Source organism: Rhizobium sp. BR 249 (assembly GCF_047445895.1).
Classification (GTDB): domain Bacteria; phylum Pseudomonadota; class Alphaproteobacteria; order Rhizobiales; family Rhizobiaceae; genus Rhizobium.
The window spans coordinates 41,559-59,706 of record NZ_JARWKX010000011.1 but is presented as its reverse complement, the minus strand read 5'-3'; the positions used below and the strand labels follow the sequence as shown (position 1 = coordinate 59,706).

17 protein-coding genes are annotated in these 18,148 nt (G+C 59.4%); 13 read left to right on the top strand and 4 right to left on the bottom strand.

The window, feature by feature from the left end; all coding sequences use genetic code 11:
* Positions 1 to 5: 5 nt before the first annotated feature.
* From QD408_RS12540 to QD408_RS12515, 6 genes are read left to right on the top strand one after another with little or no spacing between them, the layout of a single operon-like run.
* Entirely contained in the window at positions 6 to 1,730 is a 1,725-nt protein-coding gene (locus QD408_RS12540) for a putative bifunctional diguanylate cyclase/phosphodiesterase (protein ID WP_414139524.1), read from the top strand.
* Between the two features lie 49 nt (positions 1,731 to 1,779).
* Positions 1,780 to 2,298 carry a ubiquinone biosynthesis methyltransferase UbiE gene (locus tag QD408_RS12535; RefSeq protein ID WP_088682579.1) on the top strand — a complete coding sequence of 173 codons (519 nt, stop codon included), beginning with the start codon at positions 1,780 to 1,782 and terminating at the stop codon, positions 2,296 to 2,298.
* Positions 2,295 to 3,461 (top strand): class I SAM-dependent methyltransferase, encoded by a 1,167-nt coding sequence (locus QD408_RS12530; protein WP_414139523.1) that lies wholly within the window; start codon positions 2,295 to 2,297, stop codon positions 3,459 to 3,461. The genes QD408_RS12535 and QD408_RS12530 overlap by 4 nt, the downstream gene beginning before the upstream one ends.
* Positions 3,458 to 5,818, top strand: a complete 2,361-nt coding sequence (locus tag QD408_RS12525; RefSeq protein ID WP_414139522.1) for a SpoIIE family protein phosphatase — start codon at positions 3,458 to 3,460, stop codon at positions 5,816 to 5,818. The genes QD408_RS12530 and QD408_RS12525 overlap by 4 nt, the downstream gene beginning before the upstream one ends.
* A 4-nt stretch (positions 5,819 to 5,822) precedes the next feature.
* Positions 5,823 to 6,383, top strand: coding sequence for a slr1658 superfamily regulator (locus QD408_RS12520; RefSeq protein ID WP_414139521.1), 561 nt, complete (start codon positions 5,823 to 5,825; stop codon positions 6,381 to 6,383).
* Positions 6,384 to 6,398: 15 nt separating this feature from the next.
* Complete coding sequence (locus tag QD408_RS12515; RefSeq protein WP_088682583.1) at positions 6,399 to 6,737, top strand: slr1659 superfamily regulator; 339 nt, start codon at positions 6,399 to 6,401, stop codon at positions 6,735 to 6,737.
* 124 nt (positions 6,738 to 6,861) lie between these two features.
* On the opposite strand, the gene QD408_RS12510 is transcribed toward QD408_RS12515, so the two are convergent.
* Positions 6,862 to 8,010, bottom strand: a complete 1,149-nt coding sequence (locus QD408_RS12510) for a helix-turn-helix domain-containing protein (RefSeq protein WP_414139520.1) — start codon at positions 8,008 to 8,010, stop codon at positions 6,862 to 6,864.
* A gap of 666 nt (positions 8,011 to 8,676) precedes the next feature.
* Here QD408_RS12510 and QD408_RS12505 point away from each other — a divergent pair.
* Positions 8,677 to 8,877: a hypothetical protein gene (locus tag QD408_RS12505; protein WP_088682585.1), complete on the top strand. Its 201-nt coding sequence runs from the start codon at positions 8,677 to 8,679 to the stop codon at positions 8,875 to 8,877.
* A gap of 360 nt (positions 8,878 to 9,237) precedes the next feature.
* Here the strand turns inward: QD408_RS12505 and QD408_RS12500 are convergent, their stop codons facing one another.
* Positions 9,238 to 10,209 carry a quinone oxidoreductase family protein gene (locus QD408_RS12500; protein ID WP_414139519.1) on the bottom strand — a complete coding sequence of 324 codons (972 nt, stop codon included), beginning with the start codon at positions 10,207 to 10,209 and terminating at the stop codon, positions 9,238 to 9,240.
* A gap of 70 nt (positions 10,210 to 10,279) precedes the next feature.
* Between QD408_RS12500 and QD408_RS12495 the strand changes: the two genes are divergently transcribed.
* Together QD408_RS12495 and QD408_RS12490 are read left to right on the top strand one after the other, a co-directional pair.
* Entirely contained in the window at positions 10,280 to 11,146 is an 867-nt protein-coding gene (locus QD408_RS12495) for a LysR family transcriptional regulator (protein WP_414139518.1), read from the top strand.
* A gap of 334 nt (positions 11,147 to 11,480) precedes the next feature.
* Positions 11,481 to 11,810 carry a hypothetical protein gene (locus QD408_RS12490; RefSeq protein WP_414139517.1) on the top strand — a complete coding sequence of 110 codons (330 nt, stop codon included), beginning with the start codon at positions 11,481 to 11,483 and terminating at the stop codon, positions 11,808 to 11,810.
* 24 nt (positions 11,811 to 11,834) lie between these two features.
* On the opposite strand, the gene QD408_RS12485 is transcribed toward QD408_RS12490, so the two are convergent.
* Complete coding sequence (locus tag QD408_RS12485) at positions 11,835 to 12,749, bottom strand: proline iminopeptidase-family hydrolase (RefSeq protein ID WP_414139516.1); 915 nt, start codon at positions 12,747 to 12,749, stop codon at positions 11,835 to 11,837.
* 50 nt (positions 12,750 to 12,799) lie between these two features.
* Complete coding sequence (locus tag QD408_RS12480) at positions 12,800 to 13,594, bottom strand: helix-turn-helix transcriptional regulator (RefSeq protein ID WP_414139515.1); 795 nt, start codon at positions 13,592 to 13,594, stop codon at positions 12,800 to 12,802.
* A 127-nt stretch (positions 13,595 to 13,721) separates the two neighbouring features.
* Here QD408_RS12480 and QD408_RS12475 point away from each other — a divergent pair, with 127 nt between their 5' ends.
* Genes QD408_RS12475 through QD408_RS12460 form a run of 4 tightly spaced genes read left to right on the top strand, consistent with a single transcriptional unit; the run spans position 13,722 to position 18,147 of the window.
* Complete coding sequence (locus tag QD408_RS12475) at positions 13,722 to 14,612, top strand: proline iminopeptidase-family hydrolase (RefSeq protein WP_088682590.1); 891 nt, start codon at positions 13,722 to 13,724, stop codon at positions 14,610 to 14,612.
* A 51-nt stretch (positions 14,613 to 14,663) separates the two neighbouring features.
* On the top strand, positions 14,664 to 15,602 hold the full coding sequence (locus QD408_RS12470; protein ID WP_088682723.1) for an ABC transporter permease: 939 nt from the start codon (positions 14,664 to 14,666) through the stop codon (positions 15,600 to 15,602).
* Positions 15,599 to 16,450: an ABC transporter permease gene (locus QD408_RS12465; RefSeq protein ID WP_088682591.1), complete on the top strand. Its 852-nt coding sequence runs from the start codon at positions 15,599 to 15,601 to the stop codon at positions 16,448 to 16,450. Before QD408_RS12470 ends, QD408_RS12465 begins: the two co-directional genes overlap by 4 nt.
* Positions 16,447 to 18,147 carry a dipeptide ABC transporter ATP-binding protein gene (locus QD408_RS12460; protein WP_414139514.1) on the top strand — a complete coding sequence of 567 codons (1,701 nt, stop codon included), beginning with the start codon at positions 16,447 to 16,449 and terminating at the stop codon, positions 18,145 to 18,147. The genes QD408_RS12465 and QD408_RS12460 overlap by 4 nt, the downstream gene beginning before the upstream one ends.
* Position 18,148: the final 1 nt, after the last annotated feature.

Sequence of the window (18,148 nt, the reverse complement as noted above, 5' to 3'; positions counted from 1 at the left end):
AAAGGATGCCGGGCGGCGACGCGACACAGTCTGCTTCTGTCGAAACGTATCTCCTTGCCAATACCGACGAGCTCGTCTCTCTTTATGACGAGAGCTTTCACCTTACCGAGTGCTCAGCCAAGCATCGGCTGACTTACGACGTCGATTCTTTGGTCGACGCTACCTTGTGGCATGTCTATCCCGAACTTTTGGCCCCTTCGACGAAATCCGCAGTCGAACTCGTGCTTTCGAGTGGATTGCCGCGCAACGTCGAGGTGGCAAACGCAAAAACGGGAGATCGGCGCACACTCACGGTTTTCCGCAGCCCTCGCGGCTTAGGCGTCGTCGAGGCGGACGGCAAGTCGAGCTTGCGGGGGACTTATAGCCCGGCTGAAAATGACCGTGCGCTTCTTTTTCACCAGGCGACCCACGACGTTTTGACCGGACTGCCAAACCGACGGCAATTCAGCGATCAATTGCGGAGCGCTCTGCCGGTATCAAAGGGGGTGAAGTTCGCCCTCATGCAAATCGACCTCGACGATTTCAAACCGGTCAATGACACATTGGGCCACGGCGCCGGCGACACCGTTCTGAAAATGGCTGCCGAACGCATCAGAAACGTGCTTGGTGAGCAGGAATTCGCTTATCGATTGGCCGGCGACGAATTCGCCGTCATTCAGCGAAGAAACAACCAGCCTCGGGAGGCGGAGCGCCTGGCGGAAGCGCTCGTCGGTGCTTTCAGGGCGCCGTTCACGGTCGAGGGCATTAATGTTTTCGTCGGCGCCAGTGTCGGGATTGCCGTTGCCCCATCGGATGGGAACGAATTCGAACAGCTCATGAAAGCGGCCGACATTGCGCTCTATGCGGCCAAGGAGGAAGGCAGGCACAGAGCCAGGAAGTTCAACCGCGCCATGCTGATGGTTCTGGAACAGCGGGAGACCCTGCGCCGCAGCTTGCGAACCGCTCTCAAAGATGGCCAGTTCTTCGTCGAATACCAGCCGCTCGTACAGCCACCCTTTTCGATCGCCGGCTTTGAAGCACTGTTGCGATGGCGTCATCCCGTCGTTGGCATCATCCCGCCCAATGTCTTTATTCCCATGGCTGAGACAGACGGTTTGATGAGCGAAATCGGTCAATGGACCCTCGAACAGGCTTGTCGCGAAGCCATGACGTGGCCCTCTCATTTTTCGGTTGCCGTCAATCTTTCACCGGCGGAGTTTCTGCATGCAGGCCTTACCGACCGCATCGCTCAAACCTTGGACCTCGTTGGCATCCGCGCCGAGCGGCTTGAACTCGAGATCACCGAGTCTGTGCTGCTGGAGCGTACGATCAACAATCTCGACACCCTCAATACGTTGAAAATGCTGGGAGTTCAGATTTCGCTCGACGATTTCGGGACCTATTATTCGTCGCTCAGCTACCTGAAGAACTTCCCCTTCGATACGATCAAGATCGACCAGTATTTCATCAAGGATCTCGAGACCGACAGCAAAAGTCAGACGATCGTTCGTTCGGTCATAGCATTGGCCCACGGACTCGGCATGAGCGTCACTGCCGAGGGTGTGGAAACGGCAGAACAAGCCACCTGGCTCAAAAAAGCAAAATGTAACCGGCTGCAAGGATACTTCCTTGGCAAGCCGATGTCCCCCGAAGAGATCGGCGCGTTCCTCAACAAGCTTATGCCGCCGGTCCCCTTCGAAAACTTCCCGATGCCCAGAGCAATGCGGCCTCTGGATCCCAGGCGAGTGTGAGCATCAGTTTTTTGACTTCCTCGGAGTGAGTACGGGAAGGAGGAACGGCATGCAGGCAACCAGCGACAGGTCAACGGAAGCGGCCTTCAAGCCCCTCCTCCGGTTCGAAATGGACATGGCGACATTTCTTTCCGACTGGCAGCATTGCGATCAGCTGTCGACCTTCATGGCGCAGATGATCAGCCACAATCGCGCCGATCCTATTCGGCATTCCAATTTCTTCTCATTTGCCCTGAATGAACTGCTGGAAGTATCGTTCCGCGGTGGTTCTCCGCAGGGTTCGATAGACTGCACGGTCTATCGACGCGATGCGATGGAACGGGTGAGGCTCAGTTTCACGTGCCCTGCCGAACAGCGAGAATTCTATCGCGAGGCGGTGTCGAGAACCCGTCAAAAAGATGCACTCGCGCGTTATCTCGGTGCAATTTCAATGGACCAGACGCCGAACAGGGAGGTCGTTCTTCTCGATCTGGCAATCAACTTCGATGCTCGCCTGCGTCTGGAGGAGCCCGCTCCAGCATCCATAGCGTTGGTCGTCGACCTGCCGCTTGAAGGGAGCATACGTTGAGCACAGTACCCTTCCTTGCGGAATTCGACTCCAACAGCCAGGAATTTTTCCTGGCGGGCGTGATCCGTCCTCATTCCGTCGATGAGATCGGCTCCAGCATCTGCATCTTCAGGAAGGCTATCGATGATGTCCGAGGCGTTCTTTACATCAATATAAAACGCCTCGTTCAGATGAATAACACCGCGTTTCAGGCTTTTGCCCGCGTTGTGCTGGATACCTGCCGAACAAGAACCGATCTTCGTTTCGTGGTGGTGACTTCAAGCGTCGTCGGTTGGACCGAACACATGTTCAAGCACCTCAGCAGCATCGAGCCGCGGGTAACGGTGGAGGTCTATGATTCCGGATTTTACCCCGGCCAGAGCTTCGTCGAGGATCCAAGCTTCATTCCGATATTGCGCACGCAGACCAAGATGACATGGCGCCACGAGCGCACCATCCTCCCTCGTCACGGCATGCGGAGAGGGATCGTGATGGCCGATATCTGCTGCGGCATCGGCGATTTCGCCCTGCTTGTCAAAAAGGAGTTCCGGCCGGGTCGGATCGTCGCACTCGACCATTCCAGAGCAAGTCTTGCCTATGCCCGCGAGATGGCCGCCAGCTTCGATGTCGCCGATATCGAATATACTTACGGCGACGCCTCGGAAATGCTGCTTGAAGGCAACCAGTTCGACTTGGTGACGTGCCGCCATTCGCTTCAGATATTCAATCGGCCGGATATGATTCTGAAGGAGCTCTTCCGGATCTGCAAGCCGGGCGGGCGGGTATACATAACCAACGAGAAAAATTCGCATTGCCTGGGAGAACCCCGCTCACAAAGCATCCAATGGACCTACAATGAAGTCGCAAAGCTGTTCAGCCACTTCGAAATGGACGTGGAACTCGGCCCGAAAAGCCGCCGATACCTCACCGATGCCGGCTTCGACGATATTCTCATCGAGTCTTTCATGGTCACCAATCTCGATGGCGACCCGCAGGATTTTGCCGATGTCATCGCAGCTTGGGAGAATGTTTATGTTGAGGAAATGGCTGTCAGGCGCGGGGGTTCTTCCGACTTCATAGAACGTTTTCGACAGGGTTTCAGGGACCACATTTTTGCAGCCCTTCATCCCAAGGGCTATGCCGGCTGGCCAATCTGGGCGGCGTCAGGACGCAAGCCGTCATGAATGCACCGGCTGGACAGATCGCACGTTTCGGCTTGCACTCGTTTCGTGCAAAGTTCGTTCTCGTCGTCGGCAGCGCCGTGCTGTTCGACCTGCTGGTGACGGGAGGCCTGGCGCTTTGGAACGTGCAAAGGCTCTCTCGTGATGCCACGGCCGAAGTCGGCCAGGGCCTGGAGGAGGCCAATCAAGGTTATATCCGCTCCTACGCTGATATAACCGCGGAACATGTGAACCTGCTCCTGAGCCAGGTCCATTCGGATGTCAGCACATTGGCCGGGGTTCTTCAGGAACAGATCGATCGACCAGCTCGAGAAACCCAGATCGGCCAGGCCATGGCTCTTGGTTCTCCGGGAACCGCGGAGGTCGTCTACGATGCGAAAGGAGGATGGGCTCAGAACCTGCCCGGCTCGCCATCCGTCGTCAGCGTCTGGGGTTATCTGCTGGGATCTGACCACCTCCCCGTCCCGGAGGTCCAGAGGGACATCGAAAACAGTGCGGTCCTCGACCTGGTGGCGCCAAGCCTGCTGTCGGACGGCCTTTCCAAGCTTCAGATGTATTATATCGGCCCGAGAGAACGTCCAATCTTCAGGACAGCGCCCTACACCGACCAGGCCCAGACCTTCGACAAGCTCTATCCGGGCCATAACAGCGCGGAGTTCTGGACCTTTTTCTTTCCCGGGCTTTACGAGTCGTGGGAGGAGTGGGGCAGAGACAGGGGAAAACGGCTGGTCAGCAGCGAGATTACCCAGACGGCACCCTACACGGATGCAATCACCGGCAAGCTCATCGTCAGCTTCTTTCAGCCGCTCTGGTCTCCTGACCGAAGGAAAGTCGCCGGCGCTGCCGGAACGGATATCACGCTCGACCAGCTGGCCGGGATCGTCGAGAACGTCAAGGTTGCCGACAACGGCTTCGGATTCCTGGCCATGTCGGATGGCAACGTGGTTGCCATCAATCCGACCGGCGAGAAAATCATCGGATTGCGGTCATCGAATAATCAGGGCGGTGAAGGTGTCACCGGCCTGAACCGTTCACTGAAAGGGAGTACGCAGCCTGAAGTAGCGCAACTGCCCCTGGGCGAGGATGGGCTGCTACGACATATTCTCCTTGATGAAAATGGCGAAAAGGTTCCCTACCTCGTCGTCTTGAAACAGTTGCAGCCGACGAACCTTTGGATTTCCGGCCCTGTGAGGCGTGAAGCCATGCTGCTCGGCATCGTCGTGCCGGAGCGGGAGATCTACGCCTCGCTGTTTGCCGCCCAAGCCGGAATTTCACAGGCGGCAAACCGGATTCTGATCTACCAGATTCTGGCGCTTCTGGTGTCGCTGTGCTTTGTCATCACGGCCATTTTTGCCATATCGAAGCGCATCACACGAGGCATCAGCTCACTCGCCGAAGCCGCCAAACGCATCCAGGCGAAGGATTATTCCGTTCGGGTGGACATACCGACCCGTGATGAGGTTGGAGAAGCCGGGATGGCCTTCAACGGCATGGCTGAGCAGATCAGTTTTCATACGGAGAATCTCGAGCAGCTCGTCGACGACAGAACGAAGGAGATCGAAGAAGCGAACCAGCAGATCTCCACCTTGAATAGACAATTGCGCAGTGAAAACCTGCGCCTCGGTGCGGAGCTTGCGGTGGCGCGCCGCATCCAGATGATGGTTCTGCCCAAGACCGGCGAATTGGAAGAAATTCCGGAACTGGAAATCGCAGCTTACATGCGGCCGGCCGACGAGGTGGGGGGCGATTACTATGATGTCTTGAGGGACGGAAAGCGGCTGAAAATCGGCATCGGCGATGTCACGGGACACGGCCTGGAAAGCGGCGTGTTGATGCTGATGGTCCAGTCGATTGCGCGGGCATTGCAGGAGGCTGGCGACATGGAGCCCTCGCAGTTTCTGAACAGGGTGAACCGAGCCATTTATAAAAATCTCGTCAGGACCAGCACCAACAAGCACCTTTCCCTCGCCTTCCTGGATTATGACGGAAGACGCCTGACGCTGTCGGGCCAGCACGAGGAACTGATCGTCGTTCGCAAGCCCGGAAAGGTGGAGCGGATCGACACGCTCGATCTAGGCCTGCCGATTGGATTGGAACCGGATATTTCGTCGTTCGTGGCGACACGCGAGGTATCCTTTGACCGCGATGATATCATCATTCTGCACACGGACGGCGTGACCGAGGCCGAGGATCATAACGGCGAACTCTTTGGCATCGAGCGGCTTTGCGAAAGCGCGGGCCGGCGATACGGCCTGAGCGCCGAGGACGTCAAGGTCGGAATCATCGAGGATTTGATGGCTCATATCGGCACGCAGAAGATCCACGATGACATCACGCTCGTGGTTATGAAACACAGGTGAATGGATGACGATCCTATATGGACTGGAAGACCTGGCGATCGGAACGGGCGAAAATGTCACGAGGCTGCGTCTTTTCGAGGGGCCTCTCGATCTCGGCTGGAAACATTGCGCGATCACCTCGGATTTCGTCGCCGAGTTCGTCGCCTTGCGCTACCGCACATCCCGCAACCTTTATAGGGAAGTCCGGCATAATGTCGGCTACCTCACGAACGAGCTTGTCGAGAATGCGGTAAAATTCCGCGCGGCCGGCGAAATCGTCGTGGAGGCTTCAGTCGAGAAGAATGTCTTTCGCGCAAAGGTCTCCAATCTCGTCGATGAGGAAGCCTCCCAGAAATTCCAGCATTTGCTTTCGCAAATCACCATAAGCGATCCGGGTGAGCTCCTCATCGAGCGGATAGAGGCGAATGCAAGAGAAGTGGATCCGACCAGCTCAGGTCTCGGACTTCTGACCCTTATGAGCGACTACGGCGTCCACTTTGCATGGGTTTTTGGAGCCGGGAAGCCAGACGGCCGAGTTCCGCTCGAAACCTATGCGTCCATCACAGTTCCAGATGCCTCGAATTGACGAGAGAGGGTGGATATGGAAATCAGGCAAGAAGAATATCACGTCTGGTCGGAAGGTACGGAAATTTACTTCGACGGCACTATGCGCCTGCCCAATACGGAGGCCTATGCGCCTATCTTTTCCCTTGTCATGAGTATTCTGGAAGCGTCACCTGATCGCGTCACCGTCGACCTCACCGGCCTGCAATTTCTCAATTCTTCCGGAATCAACCTGCTCGCGAAGTTCACGATTGAGGTTCGCAACAGGCCGAATGTTCAATTCACGGTACGCGGAAGCTCGGAGTATCCGTGGCAGTCGAAATCCCTTCCGAATTTGAAGAAACTATATCCGGGCGTGGATCTCCGACTTAGCTGAGCAGCGGCCTCGGCCATGACACTAAAGCGCGTCGCGATCTTTCAGATTCGCTCTTCGCGCTTTAGGTCTTTGTTTTACGCATGTCGTTAACGCAAAACCGCCGCACACTTTTGCGCGACATGCTCTAATGTGCCGGCACCAGCCAATCTCCGATCGTTGTCCCTTGACTGCGCGCGGGAAGCGTGGCCGGGACAACCGGGCGCTCGGTTGCCACGGTTTTTCTTATGTCACGTGGGCTGAGCCCGAATTCGTGGCTGAACGCGCGCGTAAAATTGGCAGCGGCGTTGAAACCGGCCGCCTCCGCAATCTCGGAGATTTGCCTGTTGTCGGCCGGGTTGCTGAGATCCGCATATGCCTGCAGCAATCGGCGTTTGCGAATGTAATTGAAGACGCCCCCGCTCGCTTCGAACAATTGGTAGAGCCGCGTACGCGAGATGCCCAACGCACGGCACATGACGTCGGGCGTCAAATCGTCTGAATGGAGGTTGAGGTGAACGTAGCGGTGTGCCCGCTCCATCATTCCCATGCCTGCCTGGATCTGGCTCGTATCCGGCCTTGTGGACGAGGCGGCGCATGCGACGACCATATCGGAGATCGTTTGTACGAGGCGCGGCACCTCCCCCGCGGTCACATTGCTCAGGTTCGCTTCCAGGCCGGTAAGATAGCTCATGAGCAGTTCGGCCAGACTGCCGGAAAGAACCGTGTTGTTGGCGCCCTGGAGAAGGCTCGCATTCGCAGCTAACAATTCATAGGGCAAGAAAACCAGCACGGCGGCTGAATCGATCATTCGCCCGCGATGGGGATAACCGAGAGACCTGAAAAATACCGCACCGGGACCGGCTTCCGTGACCTGGCGATTAACCTCGGTCCAGCCCCGGCCGCTGCGAAGCAGGCCGACGTTCCAGTGGTCGATAGGGCTCGATCGCAGCATGGTTTGATCGCGAATGAAACTATATGCCTGCGCGCGCTGCTGGATGATGAGTACGTCGCCAAGGCGCCAGCCGATCTGTTCGGCAAGAAAGCCGTCGTCCGGGGACTTCCCGTCCGGCAGATGCACATCGACGAGCGGCGCCATATGCGCGCGCCAGGCCTGAAATTGCTCTTTCAGCGGCAGATCCTGCGTCGAGAAACGCAAGGGCGCCAGCGCAGGCGGAACATCCGAGCGATGTTCCTTCTGTGTGGCAGGTTCGCGTGGCCAGCGCCGCCGCTCCTTGTGGGCCGGCCATTCCTGTCCCGCGGGGAGGTCATCTCCAGATTCGGACTCCGTATCCATCCAATCCCTCCAGCGCATGAGCCGATCCGGGCTGTTGAAATTGAGAGTAAACCGCACGTTCTCGCGGCCGAAACCTCCGCACAGCCACCTGAAAAGTAAGCGGTTGAAACGCTACGTGCATAAATTATTTATCATATTCTTTTCCGAGCAGAAATGTACGGAGCGATAATTTTCAGGATGCGGGGATAACGACAAATGCAGCCTAAACCTGTATCTAAATAAGCAATGGTTGGCTCCGAACCAGTTCGGAACTTCCAAAATATTCACGTCCCGGCGCCATGTAGTTGCATAGCGCTCTCAAACGTGAAGCGACTTTTCTTCAAAAGAAAACCTGAAAATACGGGAGGATAGTCGTGACTGTCTGGGCGTTATTCCTGCGCTCTCTAGACAAGATTCGGTCTGCGGTGGAAATTTTCGCCATATGATCCTCGTTCACCGAGAAAAAATCTTGTCTCCAGTGATGCAGGTTTCCTCGGATCGCATTTATGCAAGACGCTCCGACGTCGGACATGGACAAGTGACGTCGGAGCAAGGGTTGCGGGCAGTCGAGGCGCCATCTGTGTCGATGCGTAACGAGCCCGAGGCTTGCACGCAACCCTTACTCATTCCACGCTACGGCGAATTTCATACGAACCTGCCCTTTCATGCGGCAGAACGGAGGCTGAGATGACCACCATAGACCATGAGAAACAGATAGAATTGAGCCCGATTTCGAACTGCAGAAGCGAGGTCGAAATCGCGATGGTGGAAATGCTCGTGAATTTGCAGAAACGCGGGTGGCAGGCAGCGGAACTGGCGCTGGCGCTCGCAGATGCCTCCGAAGAACTTGTCATGCTGATGGCGAACAAAATGCCTCGGTCGCATTGATGAGCCGATCGCATGCCAATCGCGTCTGCGTTTGCGGTGCTATTCGCTGCAAGTACCGCTCGCTGGAGTATTCAAGATCCGTTCCTAAATTCTAGAGCACTTCCAGGCAAAGCGCGAAGCGCTTTTGCCGGGAATTGCGTAAAAACAAAAACTTAGAACGGTTACGCGCTTCCGTGAAAAGCTGACCCGCTCTAAGGAGACCACGGACTGCCATCCAGAGTCCAGCCGGCGATACTCTCGCTCTCATGCTCGGACGATGAAACGATCTATGATCGCATTGAATGCAATCGGGCGCCGGCCCCTTACTCCGGCTTCGAGAACCGCCATCAGCCTCACGACAGTCGATCTTGCCTTGCCTAACTATGGTATCAGCAGAATGCTGCCGGCTGACCGCCCGGTTTCCATTTCCTCATGCGCATTCGCGACGTCCGCCAGCCTGTATTCGCCGCCGATCTCAGATACTATGCCCGTTTCCATGGCGCGGATTGCCGCATGTGCGGCCTCGCGATAGCGCCCGATATCGGCGCACCAGGCCATGATGCTCGGATGGGAGAGCGACTTGCCTGGTCGGAGTTCCTCGACCGGGACAGGCGGAATCGGCCCAGCGGCCTGGCCGATGGTGACTGCTTTCCCGAAAGGTCGGACCGAACGGATGCTTTTGATCAGCATCTCGCCGCCAATTCCGTCATAGGCGACATCGACGCCGATCCCGCTTGTAAATTGCTTCACGTGCCCTTCGATATCGGCCTCTCGTCCGACAATCAGATGATCTGCTCCATAGGATTTGGCGAGAGCCGCCTTCTGCGGCGTGCTGACCGTGCCGATGACGGTGGCGTTGAGCGACTTTGCCCAGCGAACGAGAATACTCCCAAGCCCGCCTGCCGCCGCGTGGATCAGCACGATGCTTCCGTCGCCGACGTCGTGGATTTTCTTCAGCAGCAGATAGGCGGTCATGCCCTTGAGCAACGAACTCGCGGCGGGCTTCGCAGAAACGGTTTCGGGCAGCCTCACTACCCTTTCCGCTGCGATGTTCCTGGTCGAGCAATAGGCGCCAACCGGCGGTCCCGCATAGGCTACCCGGTCGCCCGGTTTGAAGTCGGTGACGTCAGGCCCCGTGGCTTCCACCACGCCCGCGGCCTCGGCGCCGATCACGGCAGGATAGGATGGCAGCGGATAGATGCCCTTGCGGTGATAGACATCGAGGAAGTTCGTTCCGATGGCGTGATGACGGATTTTGATCTCGCCCGTGCCCGGCGGATCCTGATATTGATCCTCTATCCGGAACTGAGCGACGTCGCCGGGTGCATTCAGAAATACGATTTGGTCGGTCATCCTCGATCTCCTTTTTTCACACCCAGATTATTCCCTGGGCAGATGTGTGAAAATTCCCTATTGTCGCGCAATGAGTGGGAAGAAATTCACAAAGATTGATTGGGATGACCTGCGCCATTTTCTCGCGCTCGCGCAGTCGGGAACGTTGCTCGGTGCCGCCAAACAGATTGGTGTCGAGCACGCCACAATAAGACGGCGTGTGGCGTCCCTCGAAGCTTCGCTGGGGTGCAAGCTCGTCGATCGCCGCGGGCGGCGTGTCATTCTCACGGACGACGGGGAACGGGTTGCCAAACACGCGGCTGTTGTCGGCCTGCAGACTGCCGCAATCGAGCAGCTTGGCCGAAGCAGCTCGACGGAAGTCAGTGGCCATGTGCGGATCAGCGCGCCACCCGCACTTTCGAGCGTACTCCTGGCGAAACCTGTGGTTTCGATCAGGCAAGCCCATCCGGCCCTGCAGATCACGCTTGTCGGAGAAAAGCGGCTTGCCTCGCTCAATCGGCGCGAGGCTGATATTGCGGTGCGGCTTTCGCGACCGGAGCAAGGCGATTATTCCATCACCAAGCTCGGAGAGATCTCCTTCCACTTCTATGCATCAAAGATCTACCTCGATACCGTTCAGCCGTCCGAATGGACGTTCATCGGCTACGACGAGAGCATGAACGCTTCGCCGCAGCAATTGCGCCTCATCGAGCGGGCCGGCGGTCGGCCGATTGCAGTGCGATCATCCATTCTGGAATTCCAGGCCGCCGCCGCGAAGCTTGGCGGCGGTGTCGTCATGCTGCCCGATTTCGCCGTGGCAGAAACCGATGGTCTCTTGCGGATCGACGACGAAGATCCGCTGAGAAGAGAGGTTTGGTTGGTCGTCCATGCCGAGATCAAGGACGTGCCGTCCGTTCGTGCCGTCATGACGGCACTGAAGGCCGCGTTTGAGGGGTAATTCTGCAGGCCGATGCATCGCTTGCGCTCGCATGACTGTATTGCAGCCAGAGCGGTGGAACAGCCTGGCGGTACGAGTTTTGCTCGGAAATTTTCGAGAAGTTGAAGCTCGGTGAAGTGTGAGAGCCGGTATTTTCGTACCGCTCGCTAGCGACTTGCGCCGAAGGTTCTGTCCTGCATGCCCCCGAAATCATCGCGAAGTTTCAAGAATTCGAACAAGCTCATATGGCCGTTGTGCATCGAGACCGGAGCACGGTTCCGCACTTCGTTGCGGCGATCAAACGGAACCAACGGCAAAGACGTTAGTTCTTCCTAAATATCTAGGGAGCAAGCAAATGAAGAACCTCTTGAAAGCAGTTCTGGTGTCGGCGGTTCTCGGCTGCATCGCAGTCCCGTTTCCGGCATATGCTCAGGTGGAGTTGCGAATAGGCCCTGGCGGCGTCGATGTGCGGGAGCGCGATTATTACCGAGATCCATACTTCGACCGTCGGCACCGCCGTGGATGTGACGTTCGGGATGCGTTGGACAGCGCCCGCGATGCAGGTCTTCGCAGGCCTCAGATCGTGCGGGAAACCCGTCGGACCATAACGGTTCAGGGCTTCACGCGAAGCGGAAGGCCGGACCGTATCATATTCGCCAATATCCGCGGCTGCCCCGAAGTCTGATCGATACGGAGCCGGTAAGAACGTTCAATCGTGCCGCGACAGGAAGCCGGAGACGGTTGCCAGGCAGAGCTGCTTTTCCTCCACATGCGGCATGTGGCTGGACTTTTCGAAGAGCACCCACTCGCAGCCGGGAACGCGTTCGAGATAGGGCCTCACCACGAGAGGCGTCGCTTCGTCGTATTTCCCTGAAATCAGCAGCGTCGGCGCTTCGATGCGGTCGAGCCTGTCTTCGATCGTCCAATCCTTCATCGTCCCGATGACGTGGAATTCGGTCGGGCCGTTCATGTTGCGGTAGACGGTGTTGTCCTCGTCCATGATCCCAAAGGTGCGCGCCACCTCGGGCGGCCACGGCACCACGCGGCAGACATGGCGGTCATAGAAGACGCGCGAGGCGGCGATATAGTCCGGATCGGTGAGGCTTCCCGCCTGTTCGTGCTTCAGCAGTGTGTCCTGCACCTCTTTCGGCAGTTCCCGCCGCAGCCGATTGGCTTCCGCAACCCAGGTGTGCATGTTGGCCGGCGAGTTGGCGATGACGAGGGCCTTCAGGCCCTGTGGCCGGCGCACCGCATGTTCGGCGCCGAGCATGCCTCCCCAGGACTGGCCGAGGAAGGCATAACGGTTCTGAATGCCGAGATGGACAAGCAGCGCATCCAGCTCTTCGAGAAAGAGGCCGACAGTCCAGAAATCCGGCCCTTTTTCAGGAAGGCGGGTGGAATTGCCGTTGCCGAGCTGGTCGTAGTGGATGACGGGACGGCCGTCGAGCGCGGCGATGTCCTTGAAGGAATCGACATAGTCATGCGTGCAGCCCGGCCCGCCATGGGCGACGACGAGAGGCAGCTTGCCGCTTTCCAGCGAACCGGTGACGCGATACCAGGTGCGATAGTCGCGAAAGGGCAAATAGTCTTCACGCGTCGCGATTTCCGCCACCGGCATCTCCATTTCTTGACTAGGTGGAAACCATAACGCGGCGGCAGCGGCGAAGGCAGCTATCACAAGTTATAGGTTGGCAATGATCGGCCACGCTCTTCGAGCAGGCGGTAGTGGGCCGCGCGCACCACGGCCTGCGTGCGGTTGCGGGCGCCGAGTTTCTTGGCGGCGGCATTGAGGTGCATGACAACGGTCGGCACGGAGCGGCTGATGATGCGCGAGATTTCCTTGGCGGAATAGCCTTCCGCCGAATGGCGCAGGCATTCTCGTTCCCGCTCGGTCAGGCGGATCGTGCCGACGCTGCGTGCCTTCGTGTCGAAGAGCGAATAGGCCGTTTCGTGGAAGACGTGGGCGAGCAGGTTGAAGTCGGCGATGGCGCGCAGCGCATGCCGTTCGAAATCGCGGTCCCCGCTGAAGCGGATACCGGTGACCGTCGCATAGTCGCCGCCCGGCATATGGACCGGCACGGTGACTCCGGTCGACATGTCGCGTTCGCGGAGATAGCGCGTCACCGGCGCGGTGTCGTCGTTCATGAAGCGGTTGATCAGCGTGTCGGCATCCGTGTCGTAGTTCCAGAAGAACGGCGCGCTGCTGCGCAGCGCCACCTGCTGGACCGGGTCGATGCGGAAATAGCCGCGATCGAACCAGTAGTCGTGCATGTCGTCGGCGATGTTCCGGAGTTTCAGCAGCGACGGGATCATGATCGCGCCGTCGAGGTCGTAGGGCACCGGCGTATAATCATAGATCAGGGCTTCGAAGCCCAGCTGCTTCATCGCCTCGAAGGCCTGGTCGATGCAGCCGTCCAGCGTTTCATGCGCCGTAAACTGCCGTCTGATCGTTCCGATGTCGTCAAGCATGGGCGTTCCCCGGTTCGGCATGCGCCCTACCCTATCACTTCTTATAGCTGGCACGGCACGCGATTTACGGTAAAAAATTAACCACGCCCAAATATTGAGCAAGGGATATTTTCTGCTGGAGCAATCAATGTGGCGTGAAATACAGCCGGACGCGCGATTTGAGATCGATGTCGATGGCTATCGCGTGGTTGCCTATAGCTTCGGGGCCGGCGACGAGACGGTTTTCTGCCTGAACGGCGGTCCCGGCCTGCCTTGCGATTACCTGCGCGAAGCCCACTCCTGCCTGATCGACAAGGGCTACCGCGTCGTCGCCTTCGACCAGCTCGGCACCGGCGCCTCCGACCGGCCGGACGACCTCTCGCTCTGGACGATCGGCCGGTATGTCGAGGAGACCGAGACGGTGCGCAAGACGCTGGGGCTCGGAAAGGTCCACATGCTCGGCCATTCCTGGGGCGGGTGGCTGGCGATCGAATATGCGCTGACCTATCCCGAAAATCTCAAGACGCTGATCCTGGAAGATACCGTCGCCGACATGCCGCATCTGATCTCGGAACTGGAGCGGCTGCGGGCAGCGCTCGGTCCGGAAACGGTGTCGATGATGCAGAAGCACGAGGCGCAGGGCACCTACGATCATCCGGAATATCTCGCCGCCGTCACCATCCTCAACTATCGCCATGTCTGCCGCTTGCCCGAATGGCCGGCGCCGGTGCGCCGTTCGCTCGACGACTGGAACATGGCGCCTTACGCGACGATGCAGGGCCCCAATGAGTTTCTCTATATCGGCAACCTCAAGGATTGGAACCGCATCCCCGATCTGCCGCGGCTGACGCTGCCCGTGCTGATCACCACGGGAGAGCATGACGAGCTGACGCCGGCCTGCGCGCTGAGGATGAAGCTCGCGCTGCCGAATGCCGAGCTCAAGGTATTTGCCAATGCCAGCCACATGCCCTTCTATGAGAACCCGCAGGATTATTATCCGGCGCTTCTCGATTTCCTCGCCCGGCAGAAGGCAGCCTGATGCAAGTGAAAGCGGCTCAAACCGGACGAAGACAGAGGGGCGGCCGCCGTCATGCATCGCTATAAATTCGTTCTGACGCGACCGCTGCAGTTCCTGCCCGTCATCTTCGGCATCAGCGTCATCACCTTCATTCTCGTTCGGCTGATCCCCGGCGATCCCGCGCGCAACATCCTCGGCACGCGCGCAACCCCGGCTGCCCTTGCTAGCATCCGCGCCCAATACGGCCTCGATCAGCCGATGTGGCTGCAATATGTCTATTTCCTCAAGAACCTCGCCAATGGCGAGATGGGCAAATCGATCCTCTACAAGATCGACGTGCTGAAGCTGATCGCGACCCGCATCGAGCCGACGCTCGCGCTCGTCGCCGCGAGCGTCATCCTGTCGGTCCTGATCGCGGTGCCGATGGCGGCGATCGCCGCGCGCAATGCGGGCCGCGCGCCGGACCATGCGGTGCGTATCGTCTCGACCTTCGGCATCGGCTTTCCGCCCTTCTGGCTGGGGCTGATGCTGATCATCCTCTTCAGCGTCGAACTCGGCCTGCTGCCGGTTTCCGGCTATGGCGCGACACTCGGCGAAAAGCTTGCGCATCTCGTGCTGCCGAGCCTGACGGTGGCGCTCTCGCTCTCGACCGTGCTGACGCGCAGCCTGCGGGCGGCAATGATCGAAGCGCTGAAATCGGACGTCGCGACGGCGGCGCGCGCCCGCGGCATGCCCGAGGGCATCGTCTTCTGGCGGCATGTGCTGCCGAATTCGCTGGTGCCGACGATCAACCTGCTTGCCGTCAACATCGGCTGGCTGATCGGCGGCACTGTCGTGGTCGAGAGCGTCTTTGCGCTGCCCGGCATGGGCCAGCTGCTGGTCAGAGCCATATTCTCGCGCGATTACATGGTGGTGCAGGGCGTCGCCATGGTCTTTGCCTGCGCCACCGTGCTCATCAATTTCATCGCCGATATCGTCACCGTCGCCGTCGATCCGAGGGTGAAGCTATGAGCATCGAGGCGGCCGCACCCGCATCCCCTGGCCGGCGCCGCCTCTTTGGCCGGCGGCCGATGCTTGCCGTCGGCGCCGGCGTGCTGCTGTTCTTCATCCTGCTGGCGCTTGGCGCGCCTCTTGTCGCGCCTTACGATCCGATCATGCAGAACGCCGAGGTGCGCCTGCAGGCGCCTTCACTGCTTCACCCCTTCGGCACCGACAATTTCGGCCGTGACATCCTTTCCCGTGTCATCTGGGGTGCGCGCATCGATCTGCAGATGGCGCTGATCGGCGTCGTCTTCCCCTTCCTGATCGGCACGACGGTCGGCACGGTCGCCGGCTTTTTCGGCGGGATCGTCGACGCGCTGTTCATGCGCCTCGTGGATATCATTCTCGCCTTCCCCTTCCTCGTGCTGATGCTGTCGATCATCGCGATCCTCGGCCCGGGTCTCGGCAGTTTCTATATCGCCATGGCGCTGGTCGGCTGGGTTTCTTACGCGCGGCTGATCCGGGCGCAGATGCTGGTGCTGAAGGGCAGCGACTATGCCGTTGCCGCCGTCAGCCTCGGCTTCAGCCGCAGGCGCATCATGTTCCGGCACCTGCTGCCGAACGCGATTGCCGGCTCGATCGTCTTTTCCATGTCCGATGCGACGCTGGTCCTGCTCAGCGGTGCGGCCGTCAGCTATCTCGGTCTCGGCGTCCAGCCGCCGATCGCCGAATGGGGCGTCATGGTCGCGGAAGGACAGAGCTTCATCACCACGGCCTGGTGGATCACCCTGTTTCCCGGCCTATCCATCGTCTGCCTCGCCTTCGGCTTCAGCATGCTGGGCGATGCGCTCGGCGAACTGCTGGGAGTGCATGAATGAGCGGCCCTGTGCTCTCCGTCCGCGATCTCACAGTCAGGGCGCATCTCGAATCCGGCCCGCGCACGCTGCTCGACGCGGTCTCGCTCGACCTCGGCCGCGGCGAAATTCTCGGCCTCGTCGGCGAGAGCGGCTCGGGCAAGAGCCTGTTCTGCCGCTCGCTGGTGCGCCTGCTGCCCTCCTCGCTGCTGAAGATCGAGGGCGGCTCCGTGCTGCTGGAAGGGCGCGACCTGACGCGGATCGACGATCGCGAGATGCTGCAGGTGCGCGGCGGCGAGATCGGCATGATCTTCCAGAACCCGACGAGCCATCTCGATCCGGTGATGCGGATCGGCGACCAGATCGCCGAAGGCATCCGCTACCACCAGGGCCTGGGTGCCCGCGAAGCCCGCGCCGCGGCAGTGGAGATTCTGACGCAGGTCGGCTTTCCCGACCCCGGCCGCCAGTATGACAGCTATCCGCATGAATTTTCCGGCGGCATGCGCCAGCGGGCGATGATCGGTGTCGCTCTGTCCTGCAACCCGAAGATCCTGATCGCCGACGAGCCGACGACGGCGCTCGACGTCACCATCCAGGCGCAGATCCTGCGCCTGCTGATCGACATTCGTGACCGGCGCGGTCTGTCGATCATTCTCATCACCCACGATCTCGGCATCGTCGCCCAGACCTGTGACCGCATCGCCGTCATGCGCGGCGGCAAGCTCGTCGAAGAGGGGCCGAAACGGACGATCCTTGCACGGCCGCAGCATCCCTACACGATCAACCTGATCGACAGCCACCCGTCGATATCAGGCGAGACGTCAGCGCCGTCGCGCGAGGTCGCCGAGGCAAGCGCGCCGGCCGGGCCTTTGCTCGAGATCGACGATCTGCACGTGCGCTTCAGGGGCGGCGGCAGCCTGTTCAAAGGCAGTGCCAAGACGATCAGCGCCGTTGCAGGCGTCAGCCTGAAGATCATGCCGGGCGAGACGGTCGGCATCGTCGGCGAATCCGGCAGCGGCAAGAGTACGCTTGCGCGCGCCGTGCTCGGGCTGACGCCGCTGTCTGCCGGCCACGTCACTTTCGACGGCATCGATCTCGCGCAGCAGAGGAACGCCGGCCTCGCGAAGCTCAGGCGCGAAACGGCGATGGTGTTCCAGGATCCGTACAATGCGCTGAACCCGCGGCTGACGATCGGACAGATGCTCGCGGAGGTATTGAAGGTTCAGGGCAAGGTCGCCGCCGCCGATATTCCGGCACGCATCGGCGAACTGCTCGATCTCGTCGGCCTCGAGCGCGAATTCGCCGAGCGCAAGCCGCGCAGCATGAGCGGCGGCCAGTGTCAGCGCGCCGGCATCGCCCGCGCGCTCGCCGTGGAGCCGAAGCTGATCATCGCGGATGAATGCGTGGCCGCCCTCGACGTCACCATCCAGGCGCAGATCATCGAGCTTTTCCGCCAGCTCACCGCGAAGATGAACCTCACGCTGATCTTCATCGCCCATGATCTGGCGATCGTGCGCAATCTCTGCGAACGCGTGGTCGTGATGTATCGCGGCGAGATCGTCGAGGAGGGCCGCTGCGACGAAGTCTTCACGCGGCCGAAGCATGCCTATACCGCGGCGCTGATCGCCGCCATTCCCGACATCGATCCCGACAAGCCGCTGCTGCAAGGCATCGGCGGCGGGGACGAGCCGCAATCCATATCCATCAAACGCATGCCATAAC